General features: G+C 71.0%; 14 protein-coding genes. 4 read left to right on the top strand and 10 right to left on the bottom strand.

Annotated features, from left to right (window positions below):
• Positions 1 to 15 precede the first annotated feature (15 nt).
• From CJ226_RS01315 to coaA, 8 genes are all read right to left on the bottom strand, one after another.
• Positions 16 to 1,152 (bottom strand): hypothetical protein, encoded by a 1,137-nt coding sequence (locus CJ226_RS01315; protein WP_102208096.1) that lies wholly within the window; start codon positions 1,150 to 1,152, stop codon positions 16 to 18.
• Positions 1,149 to 2,741, bottom strand: a complete 1,593-nt coding sequence (locus CJ226_RS01310; RefSeq protein ID WP_062635788.1) for a cell wall metabolism sensor histidine kinase WalK — start codon at positions 2,739 to 2,741, stop codon at positions 1,149 to 1,151. The genes CJ226_RS01315 and CJ226_RS01310 overlap by 4 nt, the downstream gene beginning before the upstream one ends.
• Before the next feature lie 208 nt (positions 2,742 to 2,949).
• Positions 2,950 to 3,795 carry a response regulator transcription factor gene (locus CJ226_RS01305; RefSeq protein WP_062635786.1) on the bottom strand — a complete coding sequence of 282 codons (846 nt, stop codon included), beginning with the start codon at positions 3,793 to 3,795 and terminating at the stop codon, positions 2,950 to 2,952.
• Positions 3,792 to 4,229, bottom strand: a complete 438-nt coding sequence (gene tsaE, locus CJ226_RS01300; protein ID WP_062636080.1) for a tRNA (adenosine(37)-N6)-threonylcarbamoyltransferase complex ATPase subunit type 1 TsaE — start codon at positions 4,227 to 4,229, stop codon at positions 3,792 to 3,794. The genes CJ226_RS01305 and tsaE overlap by 4 nt, the downstream gene beginning before the upstream one ends.
• A gap of 50 nt (positions 4,230 to 4,279) precedes the next feature.
• Positions 4,280 to 5,386 carry an alanine racemase gene (alr, locus tag CJ226_RS01295; protein ID WP_102208095.1) on the bottom strand — a complete coding sequence of 369 codons (1,107 nt, stop codon included), beginning with the start codon at positions 5,384 to 5,386 and terminating at the stop codon, positions 4,280 to 4,282.
• Positions 5,383 to 5,742 carry a holo-ACP synthase gene (locus tag CJ226_RS01290; RefSeq protein ID WP_062635782.1) on the bottom strand — a complete coding sequence of 120 codons (360 nt, stop codon included), beginning with the start codon at positions 5,740 to 5,742 and terminating at the stop codon, positions 5,383 to 5,385. The genes alr and CJ226_RS01290 overlap by 4 nt, the downstream gene beginning before the upstream one ends.
• A 105-nt stretch (positions 5,743 to 5,847) precedes the next feature.
• Positions 5,848 to 7,695, bottom strand: coding sequence for a glutamine--fructose-6-phosphate transaminase (isomerizing) (glmS, locus tag CJ226_RS01285; protein WP_102208094.1), 1,848 nt, complete (start codon positions 7,693 to 7,695; stop codon positions 5,848 to 5,850).
• Positions 7,696 to 7,758: 63 nt separating this feature from the next.
• Positions 7,759 to 8,712 carry a type I pantothenate kinase gene (gene coaA / locus CJ226_RS01280; RefSeq protein WP_025104380.1) on the bottom strand — a complete coding sequence of 318 codons (954 nt, stop codon included), beginning with the start codon at positions 8,710 to 8,712 and terminating at the stop codon, positions 7,759 to 7,761.
• A gap of 28 nt (positions 8,713 to 8,740) precedes the next feature.
• On the opposite strand from coaA, the gene CJ226_RS01275 reads away from it, so the two are divergent.
• The 4 genes from CJ226_RS01275 to CJ226_RS01260 all read left to right on the top strand — a co-directional run bounded on the left by CJ226_RS01275 (position 8,741) and on the right by CJ226_RS01260 (position 12,758).
• Positions 8,741 to 9,676 (top strand): Ppx/GppA phosphatase family protein, encoded by a 936-nt coding sequence (locus CJ226_RS01275; protein WP_102208391.1) that lies wholly within the window; start codon positions 8,741 to 8,743, stop codon positions 9,674 to 9,676.
• A gap of 35 nt (positions 9,677 to 9,711) precedes the next feature.
• Positions 9,712 to 10,188: a VanZ family protein gene (locus CJ226_RS01270; protein ID WP_102208093.1), complete on the top strand. Its 477-nt coding sequence runs from the start codon at positions 9,712 to 9,714 to the stop codon at positions 10,186 to 10,188.
• Positions 10,189 to 10,312: 124 nt separating this feature from the next.
• Positions 10,313 to 12,166, top strand: a complete 1,854-nt coding sequence (locus CJ226_RS01265; protein ID WP_180964508.1) for a DUF4012 domain-containing protein — start codon at positions 10,313 to 10,315, stop codon at positions 12,164 to 12,166.
• Positions 12,167 to 12,191: 25 nt separating this feature from the next.
• A complete protein-coding gene (locus CJ226_RS01260; protein WP_257996433.1) occupies positions 12,192 to 12,758 on the top strand; it encodes a DapH/DapD/GlmU-related protein in 567 nt (188 codons plus the stop codon).
• On the opposite strand, the gene CJ226_RS17945 is transcribed toward CJ226_RS01260, so the two are convergent.
• Both CJ226_RS17945 and wzy read right to left on the bottom strand, forming a co-directional pair.
• Positions 12,700 to 14,004, bottom strand: a complete 1,305-nt coding sequence (locus CJ226_RS17945; RefSeq protein ID WP_180964507.1) for a lipopolysaccharide biosynthesis protein — start codon at positions 14,002 to 14,004, stop codon at positions 12,700 to 12,702. The genes CJ226_RS01260 and CJ226_RS17945 overlap by 59 nt on opposite strands.
• Positions 14,001 to 15,326, bottom strand: coding sequence for an O-antigen polysaccharide polymerase Wzy (gene wzy / locus CJ226_RS01245; RefSeq protein WP_180964506.1), 1,326 nt, complete (start codon positions 15,324 to 15,326; stop codon positions 14,001 to 14,003). Before wzy ends, CJ226_RS17945 begins: the two co-directional genes overlap by 4 nt.
• Positions 15,327 to 15,341: the final 15 nt, after the last annotated feature.

Here is a 15,341-nt window from a genome sequence, read left to right as displayed (position 1 = left end):
CGCCGGAAGGCGAGCTCAGACGGCGGTCAGATCCGACTCCTGCGCCCGTTTCCACTGATCCCCGCCGGCCTCGCGTGCCCGATCGGCCGCCGATGCCGCCGCCGCGACGAGCGTGTCGTAGTCGTATCCCGCGACGGATGCCGTCGCCCAGCCGATGCTGGCGGAGGAGCGGATCCCGCTCGCGGGCGCCTCCAGATCGATGATCGACACGGATGCCAGGATCGCCCGCAGGTGGAACCGCACCGCTTCGTCGCTGCCGTGGATGATGACGATCGCGCGGTCGTCGGCGACCCGCTCCGCATCGGCTGTCGCCGGAAGCACGTCGCCGATGTCCGCGTGGAAGCGATCGGCGATGCGTCGGAAGCCGGCGCTGCTCGACGCCTCGCGGAGGTCGATGGGGTCGTCCAAACGGATGTCGAGGATCGACCAGGCGGGGTCCTTCTGCGCTGACGCCTTGCGAAGCCGCTCCCTGGCGCGCTCCGCCGCACCGTCCGCCCCGGGCGTCGCGCTCTCCACCCGCACGAGGAGCACGAGGGTGAAGGCTGCGCACGTGCTCACGACTATCGTCCCCACCGCGTTCATCCCGCGCAGCGCGCTGAGCTGCTCCTCCGTGCTCACGCCTCCCGAGACGAGGGCGGAGCCGGCGCTGACGACGGCGACCACGACGAAGCCGCACGCGGCGAGCGCGAGAGGCAGCACGACGTCGCGCGACGCCGGCTGCCCTCGGAGCAGCTCCCAGGCGAGCAGGCCGGCGAAGACCGCCATCGCCAGGAAGACGACGTGGAAGACCGGCAGATACCAGCGCGTGCCCGCCGTGAGGATCAGCGCCGTGGGGACGCCGACGAGCGCGAGGACGACCGGCAGCCAGGGCGCTGACCGTCCGAAGTGCATCCGCACCCCGAGCCACACGAGCGGCACGAAGGAGACGACGATCGCGGAGGCGGCCGCGCGCAGCACGGGGCTGCCGGTCTGGTGACCGGCCAACCAGAGGTAGGCGCCGAGCATTCCGATGCCGAAGGCGACGCCCCAGACGATGGTCGCCCTGCTCGGCCGGGCCAGGGTGGCGAGACCGACCACGATCGCGGTGAGCACGGTCACCACCGCCACCATGCTCGTGGTGACGTCGACGCTGACGGGCACGAGCGGTGTCATACGGAGTTCTCTTTCGGTCGTCGGGGGAAGCGGACGGTGACGGTGGTGCCGACGTCCACCTCGCTCGCCACGAGGATGACGCCGCCGTGCGCGACCACGATGTCCCGTGCGATGCCCATGCCGAGACCGGTGCCGGCGATGCCGCCGCGCACGGCGCTGTCGGCGCGGAAGTAGGGCTCGAACAGCCGCGGCAGCTCCTCCTCGGCGATGCCGATCCCCGTGTCCGCCACGGTGACCTCGGCGTGTCCGCCCGACTCCGCCAGCCGCACCGTGATGCGTCCGCCCCCCGGCGTGTACTTCACGGCGTTGCCCAGGATGTTGTCCAGCACCTGACGCAGCCGGAACGCGTCGCCCGTGATCACCATCCGCTCGGCCCCGTCGAGGACGAGCTCCTGCCGCGCGGCCCCCATCAGGGGCGCGAACGACGCGGCCGACTCCTCGACGACCACGCGCAGGTCCACCGGCTCGAAGGGGTCGTGCGAGACCCGCCCCGTCTGGGCCTGCATGCTCGTGACGAGATCCTGCAGCCGCTCCCCGGCGTCCGCGATGACCTCGATCTGCGCGGGCACCCGGCCGGGGAGGTCGTCGCGCTCGCGCAGGAGCTCGACGTGCCCGATGATCGCGGTGAGGGGGTTGCGCAGCTCGTGGGAGATCACCGCCGTGAGGGCCCGCCGCTCCTCGGCGGCTTCCAGGAGCGCGGTGACGTCGTCGATGACGACGAGGGTGATGCGCTCCCCCTGCCGGGCTCCGGCGATGAGCTGCGTGGTCACAGCGAGGGCGTGCCACTGCCCTGCCCCGTCGTACAGCCACACCCGCTCCTCCCGCATCGGCTCCCCCGCGGCCGCGCGCGCCAGCGTCGTGCGCTCCGGGGCCAGAGCCGTCCCGCGCCGGGCGTCGTACTCGACGGACGCCGACGGGAGCGCCGTGCCGAAGCGGTCACGACCGTAGAGGGCGCGGTAGGCGTCGTTCATCTGCAGGATGCGACCGGCGGAGGTGACCACGACGAGCGCGATGCCGAGCGCGTCGATGATCTGCGTGACGCGCTCCTGGTTCGTCTCCGCCCGCTCCGCCGCCCGGTTCACCTGCTCCGAGCGGCGTTGCAGGAGCCGCCTCGCCGCGCCGGAGCGCTGGGCGCCGATGCGGACGGTCACGCCGAGGAAGCTCAGGGTGATGACGACCGTGAGCACGCGCAGCAGCACGTCCTCCGGCGGCCCCGAGCGGTCGGCGAAGAACACCAGGCAGCCGCCGCTCAGCGCGATGCCGACGAACACCCAGGGCATCGAGAAGTAGGTCGCCAACCAGACCACCGGGAACACCCAGAGGAAGCCGAGCCGGAGATCCGGCACGTTCGTGGTCAGCCCGACCCCGAGGACGTCCAGCAGCGGAAGGGCGGTCACCGCCGTGCGCGGCAGGCGTCGCCACGGCACCATCAGCGCCACGAGGGTGGTGACCACGATCAGGCCGATACCGCCGATGAAGAGCGGGATCGCGATCGTCTGCGGCTTGAAGCCCGCGACCATCACCACGATGGCGACGATGCTCGCGGTGAACACCAGCTGCCACCGCCAGATCGAGACCGTGCGGATCATCAAGGTCCGCCTCCCGGTCGATCCTCAGCATTCACGCAAGATTACTCAAAGATCCTCACTTCTCGCTCTTCAGGCGTCGTTCCCGTCCTACGATTCTGAGTGGGAGCCGACGCTGCGACTGGGGATTTCGCAGAAGCTGGGGCCGCGCGAGTGGGGATTCGCAGGCATCCGGGGCCGCGGTGGGGGAGCCGCGGCCTCGCCCCTCCCGTCAGGAGCGCCGGTCGTCGGACGTGAGGCGGTACCCGACACCGCGCACCGTCTCGATGTAACGAGGGGCGGTGGGACTGTCGCCGAGCTTCCGACGCAGATTGGCCATGTGCGTCTCGATCGCCCGCTTGTCGGGTTCACTCACCCGATCGAAGGCGTCACCGGAGGCTCCGCGCAGCCCGAGCGCGAGGTCGGCCTTGCTGCAGACCCGACGGCCGGCCTCGAGGAGCGCCGCGAGCAGGTCGAACTCGGTGGGGGTGAGCTCGACGGGGCGCTGGGCGACGAGCACGAGGCGCGTGTCGAGGTCGAGACTGAGATCGCGGTGCACGAGCCCGCGCCATGTGGCGACGGTGGCGTCGGCGGCGGCACCGGCCGGAAGCGGGATACTCGGGGCGAGGGAGGCCGCGGGGACGGGGGTCGGAGCCGCCGGGCCCTGCGCGGCGGCGAGAGGGAGCGGGTCCGTCGCCGGGGTGCGGGTGCGCCGGAGGAGCGCCTCGATCCGCGCACGCAGCTCGCGCGGCCGGAAGGGCTTCACCAGGTACTCGTCGGCGCCGGAGGTGAGGCCGAGCACCACGTCCGACTCGTCGGCGAGGGCGGACAGCATGATGATGAAGGTGTCGCTGACCTGTCGGATGCGCCGTGCGACCTCGAAGCCGTCGATGCCGGGGAGGTTGATGTCGAGCGTGGTGATGATCGGACGGTGCGCCGTGACCGCCGCGAGCCCCTCGGGACCGGAGCCGGCCAGCACGGTACGGAACCCCGCGGCGAGGAACACCTCGTCCAGCAGGGACCGGACGCCGGGGTCGTCCTCGATGATGACCGCGACCAGCGGCTCCCCCGCCGTCACGCGCGCTCCTCACGGGCGATCGTGACGACGCGCGGCGCGTCGGCGTCGAGTTCCGACGGGTCGAGGTGCTCGTCCTCGCCGGCACCGACGGGGCGTTCGATCTCGATGTCCCACCAGGCGTCGGCGAGCTCCTCCGCCATACCGCGGCCCCATTCCACGACCACGACCGACCGCTCCAGGTCGAGGTCGAGGTCGTCGAGCTCGGCCGCGGAGCCGAGGCGATAGGCGTCGACGTGCACGAGCGGCGCGCGGCCGACGAGCGACGGATGGGTGCGGGCGATCACGAACGTCGGGCTCTGCACGGGCCCCCGGACCCCGAGCCCCTCGGCCAGCCCGCGGGTGAACGTGGTCTTGCCCGCCCCCAGCGGTCCGGTGAGGATCAGGAGATCACCGGGCTCGAGCTGCTCGCCGATGCGCAGGCCGAGCTGCTCCATCTCCTCGGAGGTGGAGATCCGGCGGCGTCCGAGGAACGCGGGATCCAAGCTCACGTCGTCCTCCGCGGCACCCGGTGACCGATGCGGGTGACGATCTCGTAGCCGATCGTGCCGGCGGCCTCCGCCCACTCCGTGGCCGACGGCACGCCGAGGGTCGGATCCCCGAACAAAGTGACCTCGTCACCGACACCCACCGGCGCATCCCCGACGTCCACGACGAACTGGTCCATCGCGATCCGTCCGACGTTCGTGTAGCGGCGCCCTCCGATCGACACGGGCAGGCGTCCGGAGGCGCTGCGGGGCACGCCGTCGGCATAACCGAGGGGCACGAGCGCCAGGGTGGTCTCGCGGTCCGTGCGGTGCGCGTAGTCGTAGGAGACCCCGGTGCCGGCGGGGACACGACGGACGGCCGCCACCGCCCCGCGCAGGGTCATGGCCGGGCGCAGACCCAGGTCCGCGGAGGAGCGGTCGTCGAAAGGCGAGAGGCCGTACGTGCCGATGCCGATGCGGACGGCGTCCAGCCGTGTCTCCGGCAGGTCGATCGCGGCGGCGGTGGCGGCGATGTGGCGGATCTCCGGACGCACGCCGAGCGCCGCGGCCTGCGCCACCCCCTCCTCGAACCGGGCGAGCGCGGCGCGGTCGTCGGCCGGTGAGGCGTTGGAGAGGTGCGAGAAGAGGCCCACGATGCGCAGGCGGCCGATGCGCTCCAGCCGGGCGGCCTCGGCGAGCACCGTCCCCCAGTCGTCGGGAGCGATGCCGTTGCGCGACAGCCCGGTCTCGAGCTTCAGGTGCACGGCGACCGGGCGGTCCGCGGAAGCGGCGGCGGCGGCCGCCTGCAGCTGGTCGTACGACGAGATGCCGACCTCGACCCCTTCCGCAGCCGCCTCCCGGAACCGCTCCCCCGGGGCGTGCAGCCAGGCCACCACGGGCGCGTGCACGCCCTGACGCCGCAATTCCAGCGCCTCCGGGATCTCGGCCACGCCGAGCCGCGTCGCACCGGCGGAGAGCGCGGCCACGGCTGTCGCGGCGGCGCCGTGGCCGTAGGCGTTGGCCTTGACGACGACGAGCACCTCGACTCCGGTGAGCCGGCGGAAGTGCCGCACGTTGTCGGCGATCGCATCGAGGTCGATCGTGGCCTCGCGGAACGGGACGGTCACAGCGGGGCTCCTTCGGCGACGACGAAAGCGGCGGCGAGGCCGGCATCGTGGGTGAGGGTGAGGTGCAGCGTGCGGATGCCGCGTTCCTCGACGACCGTGGCGGTGGATCCGGACAGCACGAAATGCGGCTTTCCGGAGGCCTCCGAGGCGATCTCGATCTCGGTCCAGTGCACCCCGTCGGAGCCGCCGAGGGCCTTGATCAGCGCTTCCTTCGCAGCATATCGCGCGGCCAGAGACGGTAGCCGGAGCTCCCGTTCGGACGGGGCGAACAGCCGCTCGCGCAGGCGAGGGGTACGGGTCATCGTGCGCTCGAACCTCGGGATGTCCACGAGGTCGATGCCGGTGCCGATGATCACGCGTTCAGCCTACTCGGGCTTGCCCACCCACCCCTCTCCGTGCGCCCCACCCCTCTGCGTGCGCACGCAGAGGGGTGGGAGGAACACAAGGGGATGGGTCGGCGGTCACTCCACCGTGACGGACTTCGCGAGGTTGCGCGGCTGGTCCACGTCGAGACCCTTCGCGGTGGCCAGCGCCATCGCGAAGATCTGCAGCGGCACCACGGCGAGCAGCGGCTCGAACATGGGTCCGGCGAGCGGGATGTGGATGACCTCGTCGGCGAAGGGCAGCACGGCGGCGTCGCCCTCCTCCGCCACCACGATCACGCGGGCACCGCGGGCGCGGATCTCCTGGATGTTGGAGACGACCTTGGAGTGCACGAGGGCGGAGTTCCGCGGCGACGGCACGAGCACGAACACCGGCTGTCCCGGCTCGATCAGGGCGATCGGACCGTGCTTGAGCTCTCCGGCGGCGAAGCCCTCCGCGTGGATGTAGGAGATCTCCTTGAGCTTGAGCGCACCCTCGAGCGCGATCGGATAGCCGACGTGGCGACCGAGGAAGAGCACCGAGCGGGTGTCCGCCATCCAGCCGGCGAGCTGCGCGACGTGCTCGTGCTCGCTCTCCAGCACCTTCGCGACCTTCTCCGGCAGCGCGGCGAGCTCTTCGACGTCCGTGGAGGCGTCGGCGACGACACCGCGGACGCGGCCCATGTGCAGGCCGAGCAGCAGCAAGGCCGTGATCTGGGCGGAGAACGCCTTGGTCGAGGCCACGGCGACCTCCGGGCCGGCGTGGGTGTACACGACGGCGTCGGACTCGCGCGGGATGGTGGCGCCCTGGGTGTTGCAGACCGACAGCGTGCGGGCACCGCGCTCCCGGGCGTACTTCACGGCCATGAGCGTGTCCATGGTCTCGCCGGACTGGCTGATCGAGACCACGAGCGTGTCGGCGCCGATGACGGGGTCGCGGTAGCGGAACTCGTGGGCGAGCTCGACGTCGACGGCCACGCGGGCCCACTGCTCGATCGCGTACTTGCCGACGAGCGCGGCATAGGAGGCCGTGCCGCACGCCGTGATGATGACGCGGTTGATGCCGACGAAGAGGTCGTCGAGGCCGTCCAGCTCCGGGATCACGACCTGGCCGTCGCGGATGCGTCCGCGGATGGTGTTCGCGACCGCCTCGGGCTGCTCCGCGACCTCCTTGGCCATGAAGCTCGACCATCCGCCCTTCTCGGCGGCGGCGGCGTCCCACGAGACGTCGAAGGGCTCTGCGGTGACGGGCGTCCCGGCGAAGTCGGTCACGGTCACCGCGTCCGGGGTGATCGAGACGATCTGGTCCTGACCGATCGCCAGTGCCTTGCGGGTGTGCTCGACGAAGGCGGCGACGTCGGAGCCGAGGAAGTTCTCCCCCTCGCCCAGACCGATCACGAGCGGCGAGTTGCGGCGGGCGCCGACGACGAGCCCCGGGTGGTCCTGGTGCATGGCCAGGAGCGTGAAGGCCCCCTCGAGGCGGTTCACCACCGTGCGGAAGGCGAGGGCGAGATCGCCGCCGTTGCCCGCGTACTCGCGACCGAGGAGGGCGGCGGCCACCTCGGTGTCGGTCTCGCTGCGGAAGGCGACGCCGTCGGCGAGGAGCTCGTCCCGCAGGGCCGCGAAGTTCTCGATGATGCCGTTGTGGATCACCGCGAGCTTGTCGTCGTCGGCGAGGTGCGGGTGCGCGTTGACGTCGGTCGGGCCGCCGTGCGTCGCCCAGCGGGTGTGGCCGATGCCGGTCGTGCCGTCGGCGAGGGGGGCGTCGCCGAGCGAGTCGCGCAGCATGGCGAGCTTGCCCGCCTTCTTACGCATACCCAGCGTCCCCTCGCCGTCGATCACGGCGATGCCCGCGGAGTCATAGCCGCGGTACTCGAGCCGGGCGAGGCCGGCGAGAAGGATGTCCTGGCTGGGCCGCGGGCCCACGTATCCGACGATTCCACACATGCGGATAAGGGTAAGCGGCATTTTTTGCGAACCGTCCGAACAATCGGACGCCGCCGCGAGCGCTCAGAGCTTGCGCAGGAGCACGCTCTCCACGTCGTGATCCGCACCCTTCCGCAGCACGAGCCGTGCCCGATGCCGAGTCGGCATCACGTTCTCGACGAGGTTGGGCATGTTGATCTCGTTCCAGTATCCCAATGCAGTGGTGATCGCCTCCTCGTCCGTGAGGTGCGCGAACACGTTGAAGTACGAGTTCGGGTTGCTGAAGGCACCCTGCCGCAGGGCGAGGAACCGGTCGACGTACCACTTCTCGATGTGCGCCGTGTCGGCGTCCACGAAGATCGAGAAGTCGAAGAGATCGCTCACGGCCACGTCGTTCGGCGCCGGCGGGGGCTGCAGGACGTTCAGCCCCTCGACGATCACGACGTCCGGCCGGCGCACCACCACGTGGGCGTCCGGGACGATGTCGTACCGCATGTGGGAGTAGAACGGCGCGCGCACTTCCGGGGCCCCGCTCTTGACCTCCGTGAGGAACTGGATCAGCGCCCGGCGGTCGTACGACTCGGGGAAGCCCTTGCGGTCCATGAGGCCGCGACGCTCCAGCTCGGCGTTCGGATAGAGGAAGCCGTCCGTCGTGACCAGCTCCACCCGCGGCGTCCCCGGCCAGCGGCTCATGAGCTCGCGGAGGAGCCGGGCGATCGTCGACTTGCCCACCGCGACGGAGCCGGCGACGCCGACGACGAACGGCGTCGTGGTGTCGTCCTCTTGCAGGAACGTCGAGGTCGCGGCGCCGAGCTGCTTGGTCGCGCTCGCGTACAGACTCAGCAGCCGGCTCAACGGGAGGTAGACCTCGCGCACCTCGGTGAGGTCGAGCCGGTCGCCGATGCCCCGGAGTTCGACGACCTCGGTCTCGGTGAGCGGCTGGTCGAGTCCCGCGGCGAGACGCGCCCACTCCGCGCGCCCGATCTCCCGGTACGGCGACAGCGGCAGCGTGGGGTCGACGGTGGTCACGTCGTCCATCGTAACCGCGCGCGAGTATCCTCATCCCGTGCGCCTCGGAGTCATCGACATCGGATCGAACACCGTCCACATGCTCGCGGCCGACGTGCGCCCCGGCGGACGACCGCTCGCGACCACGAGCGACCGGACCGTGCTGCGCCTCATGCGCTACCTCGACCCCGACGGGGCTATCGCGGAGGAGGGTGTGCGCGCCCTGGAGGCGGCCGTCGCCCAGGCACGCCGCGTCGCGAAAGCGGAACGCGTTGACGCACTGCTCGCCACCGCCACGAGCGCCGTGCGGGATGCGCGCAACGGCGAGGAGGTGATCGGCCGTATCGAGGCCGTGCTGGGCCAGCCGCTCCAGGTGCTCGACGGAGAGACCGAGGCGGAGCTCACCTTCCTCGCCGTGCGCCGGTGGTTCGGGTGGTCGGCGGGTCAGCTCCTGCTCCTCGATATCGGCGGCGGCTCGCTGGAGATCGCCGCGGGCGCCGAGGAAGTCCCGGATGCGGCGGCCTCCGTGCCGTTGGGCGCGGGACGTATGACGGTGCGCTTCCTCCCGCACGACCCTCCCGGCGAGGACGACGTGGACCGGCTCCGCGCGCATGCGACGACGACGCTGGCCTCCGTCGTCCCCGCGTTCACCGCGCTCCCCCGTCCCGACCACGTCGTCGGATCGTCCAAGGCCATCCGCTCCCTCGCGCGTCTGGTCGGCTACCCCGTCCCCGGCTGGTCGGGGAGCGAGCGGATGCTGCTGCCGCGCGCGGCCCTCGGGTCGTGGATCCCCCGCCTGGCGCGTCTGCCCGCATCGGCGCGGCAGGAGCTTCCCGGCATCACCCCCGACCGCACCTTCCAGATCGTCGCAGCGGCGGTGTCGCTGCACGCGGCGATGACGGCGCTCGACGTGGAGGAGCTGGAGGTGTCGCCGTGGGCACTGCGCGAAGGGGTGCTGCTGCGGTACATCGAGCAGCACGGCGGCCGATCCTGAGAGGCGCGCTCCGGGGGCGTGGATAGCATGACGCCATGACCTCGACCCTCGCCGTTCGCCGCCTCCGTCGCGGCACCGCAGCGGCGCGGTTCGCTCTGGCGGCGTACCTGCTGTTCGTGGGCTTCACCGTCTGGTTGCCGGCGACGGTGTCGTCGAAGGTCACGGGTCTCGTGGGCATCATGTCCGCGTGGGTCGCCCGCACCGGCATGGCTTCGTTCGAGCAGAGCGCCGTGGTGCTGGAGGTCCTCGCGAACGTGGCCCTGTTCATACCGCTCGGTCTGCTGCTGCCCATCGCCTGGCCGCGGCTGCGGGTGTGGGGCGCGACCGTGGCCGGGGGACTCCTGAGCGTGCTGATCGAAGTGGTGCAGGCCTTCTTGCCTTCGCGGGTGCCGGCGCTGAGCGACGTCCTGGCGAACACCACCGGCACGTTCCTAGGTGCTGGCCTCGCCTGCCTCCTCCTCACCGCGGTGTCAGCCGGCCTCCGTCGCGTGCCAGACCCTTCCCGACGATGACGCCCCCTGCGCCGTCGCGACCACCATGCCGCGATACTCTCATCACTATGCGCGCATCGATGTCGGCCGAGGCCGTTCCGCCGGATGGTCGGCGTCGGGAGTTCGACGTCGCCGGAGCGCTCCGATGAACGACGCCGTCGAAGAATCCGGACACCCGCGCAGCCGCCGCGAAGCGCGCGCGCGCCGGGGCGGATCGTCGCCGGAGAAGACGACGCCGTCGGGCGCGCAGCCGCGGCGGGGCCGAAGCCGGCGTCGTCGTGCTCTCGCGCCGGTGCTGATCGGGGCGGCCGCTCTGGTTGTCGTGGGCGGAGCGGCGGCCGCGTTGCTCTACGTGCAGGCGTCGAGTGTGCGCTCGCACCTGACGGCGGCGATGAGCAGCATCACCACGGTGCAGGCAGCCGTTCTGTCCGCTGACCGTCCGGCCGCAACCGCAGCCGCCGCACAGCTCTCCGACGAGACTGCGGCAGCCGTGAGCACGACGGGAAGCCCGCTGTGGGCCCTGGCCGCCACGCTGCCGGTGATCGGCGACGATCTCGCGGCCGTGCGGTCGGTCGCGGAGATCGCCGACCAGCTCGCCCGCGATGTCATCGAACCCGCGACCTCGATCGACCTGGACGCGTTCCGCCCGGTGGATGGACGCGTGGATCTCGATGCACTGTCGGCGCTGGCGCCCACGATCGATCGCATCGCGGCCGGTGTCGCGACGGCTGCGGACACGATGTCCACGATCGACCGGTCGCAGCTCACGGACCAGGTCGCGACGGGCGTGACCATGGTCGACGAGGCCTTGTCGAAGGCGACGCCGCTCCTCGCCCCCCTCCGAGACCTCGCCCGACTGCTCCCGGACGCCCTCGGCGCAGAGGGACCGCGCGACTATCTGCTGATGTTCCAGGGCAACTCGGAGGCTCGAAGCCTCGGCGGGAACGCCGCCGTCTTCCTCATCCTGCGAGCCGACGCCGGTCGTCTGGAGATCACCGGCTTCGCCGACAGCTCCGACTTCGCGCAACCGACTCCTGAGCCCGTCGCACCCCTCGATCCGGAAGCCGTCGCCATCTTCGGCGACAAGATCGGGAAGTACACGCCGGATTTCACGATGGTGCCCGACTTCCCCTCGGCGGCGTCCATCATGCAGGGTTGGTGGGCGCAGATCGGGCCGACGGACTTCGACGGCATGGTGTCGGTCGACCCGGTGGCGCTCTCCTACCTCCTCAGGGCGACCGGCCCTCTGATGCTGCCGACCGGAGATGCGCTGACCGCCGACAACGCCGTCCCGCTCCTCCTCAACGAGGTCTACTTCCGCTACGAGGATCCGACGATGCAGAACGCTTTCTTCGCCGGTGCCGCCTCGAGCGTCTTCAGCGCACTCACCAGCGGGGCCTTCGCGCCCGACGTGCTGATGGCAGCCCTGTCCCAGGCCGTGGACGAGCGCCGTCTGCTCTACCTGTCGGACGACGAGGACGAAGCCGCGCTGGTCTCGACCTCACCCCTCGCCGGAACCCTCCCCGCTGACACGGCGAACGCCACAGAGATCGGCGTCTTCGTCAACGACAACACCGGTTCGAAGAAGAGCTACTACCTGGACATGTCGACCACGCTGTGCCGTGGCGAGGGCACGATCGAGGGGACGACGACGCTGACGTCGACGCTGGACGCGACCACCGCCTCGCAACTCCCGTACTACATCACCGGGCCGTACTACGCCCCCGCGGATATCAGCACCTACGTCGCGATCTACGGCCCGACCGGCGGCACTCTGAACGAGATCCGCGTGGACGGCGTGCCGGTGCAGCCGATCTCTGCCGGTCAGCACCTCGGGCGCCCGGTCGTGAAGGTCGAGGTGCTGCACCATCTCGATGCCGAGCACAGCATTCAGTTCGTCTTCACCCCTCCGCAGAGCTCGCACGGTGCACTGGGACTGGTGCAGACCCCGCTCTCCCGCCAGAGCCCCGTGCAGATCACCGACGCCTGCGCCCCTTGATGTATACCCACGATCCGGAGCCCCGATGACCCCCACCGCCGCACTGCGCCGCACCGTCGCGAAGCTCCTGCGCGGCGCCTGGCGGCTGGGCGAGCTCGCGTGCTCGTCTGCCCGCAAGACCCGCCTGCGCCTGATGTATCCCGGCTTCGATGCGGACCGCACCACCTTCATCGGCCCCGGCTGCGACATCAGGGTGTCACCGGGCGGGACGTTGCGCGTGCGCTCCTGCGCGGTCACCCGCAACGTGACACTGACGGCAGGGCCGGGGGCGCGGCTGTCGATCGAAGCCCACTACCTGGGTCCTGGCACCGTGGTGGTCGCCCGCGAAGAGGTCCTCCTCGGCAGAGGCACGAAGGTGGCGGAGAACGTGGTCATCCGGGACGCCAACCACGACCACACCGTCCCGCTCGCCGAGATGCGATTCGTCGCCGCGCCCGTGGTGATCGGAGAGGACGTCTGGCTCGGCGCGAGGGCGACGGTGCTGGCGGGAGTCACGATCGGCGATCACAGCTCCATCGGAGCGGGAGCGGTCGTCACCCGCTCGGTGCCGGCGGATTCACGGGCATGGGGCGTTCCGGCTCGGGTGCAGTGAGTCCGCGACGTCGAGGACGGAAGACGACGCAGACAGCCACGCCACCGGCGATCGCCATCACCGCCAGCACGAGATCGCGCGCGACGGCCAGGCCTTCGGCGCCCGCCAGCGTCGCGCCGACGCTGTAGAGCGCGAGCGCGAGCGGCACCGAGGAGAGCCCGACGAGTGTCGCCGCGCGGTTCCACTCTCCTCCGATGAGGACGAGGTTCGCCAGCACGATCAGCGCGTAGAACACCTCACCGGGAAGGAGGAGCCAGGTGATGGTGACGGCATCGGCGTACGGAGTGCCGAAGAGCGGAACAGTCAGCCAGGTCGCGGCCAGCCCGACGACGGTCGCCGTGACCGCGGTCGCGAGCACGGATAGCACCGCAAGCCTCGCCATACTGCGTAACCCGCCGCCTTCGGCGACTCGAGCCGGAGCGAGTTGTGCGATCGCCGTCGGGACGATGCGGATGATCTCCGCATAGGTGGCCGCCAGCCCGTACACCGCCACCACGGTGGCCGACGTGACGGCTCCGAGGACAAGCCGGTCGGACCGGGCGATGACCACGATGGCGAGCGGGAGGACGAGGGTGGACGCCCCCGCGAGGAAGAGCCGCGATACGCGGAGGCCGGATGCCCACCCGCGCACCAGGTCGCCGTCCCGGAAAGCGAAGACCACGGAGAGGGCCGCGACGACAGCCACCGCACCGTACTGCGCCCCGACGAGGAGCGCTGCCGTAGGTGTGATTCCGCCCCCGCGGCACAACGCGAGCGTCAGGCCCATGCTCACCAGGCCCGCGACGGCGCTGACGGCGGCCCAGCGAGCACCGGCTGCGTACCGCATTCCGGCGAAGCGCGCGTCCGTGAGCAGGGCGATGCCGACCTGGGACGAGGTCGCAAGGGCGACCGCCGCGACGATCGGCGCCGTGGCCATCCTCGGGTCGGTGCCCTGAAGAAGCACCGCGGACCCGCCCCCGACGACCGCCGCTACCACGATCACGATGAGCCCCGCCGCCGTGAACGCGCGGCGGAGCTCGACCGCCTCGTCGTCGCCCGCTCGCGGCAGCCTCGCCCTGAGGGTGTTGCCGATACCCGCACTGACCAGCAGGGAGACGATCGCGGAAGCGGAGAGCACGAGGATCATGAGCCCGCGCTCTCCGACCGGAAGCCATGCCGTCGCGAGGAACCCAGCCAGCGCATTCGCCGCCAGTTGCGCACCGGATCCCGCGATCATCGCGGAGACGGCCTTGATGAGGTTCCTCATCGAGTCCCCCCGCCACCCCGGTCGCGTGACCCGAGGAACGCCGCCCCGACCAGGACAAGACCGATGAGGATCTGCGGGAGGACCGGAGCGAAGGAGTTCCGTACCGCGGTCACGATCGGCAACATGATGACGGCGGCCAGCGCCGCCCCCTTCGGAGTGCCGGGCAGCCGGTCGATTCGCGCCAGCACGAATCCCAGCACGCACATGACGAGGACGACGCCCAGCACATCGAAGTTGCGGTACCCCTCCGCGATCGGCGAGCCGCCGATGGGGCCGATACGGGTGAAGACCTCGACGTTGAACAAGCGCAGGTCCTGGTCGCCCGGCGGGGACGGCACCCCCAGCAGCCGCTCCGCAACCCTCACCACCGGCGCGATGAACGTGACGCCGTTCATCGGAGGCAGTCCCGCCGACATCCACTGCTCAACCTGCACCACCGGGAACAGGGAATAGCCCATCTCGGCGGCGCCGTCGATCGGGTCGATCCGCGTCCATCCCCCCGCGAGCAAACCGCTGAACCCCTGGGCTCTGGTCTGCCGGATCACGCTGATCGCCGAGAGCACCGCGGCAGCCACGAGCACGAAGATCCACAGCTGCAGGCGTCGCCGCTTGGCTTCGATCATGACCAGGGTGACGAGCGGGAAGAGTACCGGGCCGCGGAGCCCGAGCGGCAGCGCCAAGGCGGCGAGCGCCAGCATGCTGGCCCAGCCGACGATGCGGCTGCGTCCGCCACTCGCCACCAGCAGACACAGCCCCAGTCCGAGCAGGAGGGTGCCGTAGCTGAACACCGACTCGCCGGCGACCACGTCGAGGAACTCCAAGTAGCCGCCCACTCCGGCGAGGCCACCGTTGGACCACAGCGCGGAACCGATCATGCCCACGCCGACGACCGCTGCCACACCGCCGACGACCGGAAGTCTCCCGGTCGGAGCCGTCGCCGCAGACGGGAGCGAATCCCCCGCACGCCCGAGCTGTCCCAGTGCGACACCGGCACTGGCGCTCGCCGCACCGATCACGGTGAGGGAGGTCGCTGGAGCGAGCCGCTCGGCCGCTATCCAGGAGTTGTCGCCGCCGCCCAGCAGCGCCGCGTCACCATGGAGCACGTACGCGATGACGAGACCGCCGTGGAACAGAGCGAAGACGAAAAAGTAGAGGAAGGCGCTTCCCCCTGCCCCCGCACGCGGGTTCCACGCCGTGACGACAAGGCCGGTGAAGGCGGAAATGAGCAGACCGGCCTGCGCCGCGCTCGTCTCCCCGCCTCCAGTCGATGTGCTCCAGGTCAGTGTCACCAGTCCGATAGCGAGGCCGAGACACACCCTCATCCATCGACGGTGTCG

The organism is Microbacterium sp. UMB0228 (assembly GCF_002871415.1).
GTDB lineage: Bacteria > Actinomycetota > Actinomycetes > Actinomycetales > Microbacteriaceae > Microbacterium.
Note: the sequence above shows the minus strand (reverse complement) of the source record. Positions and strands in the feature narration are given on the sequence as shown.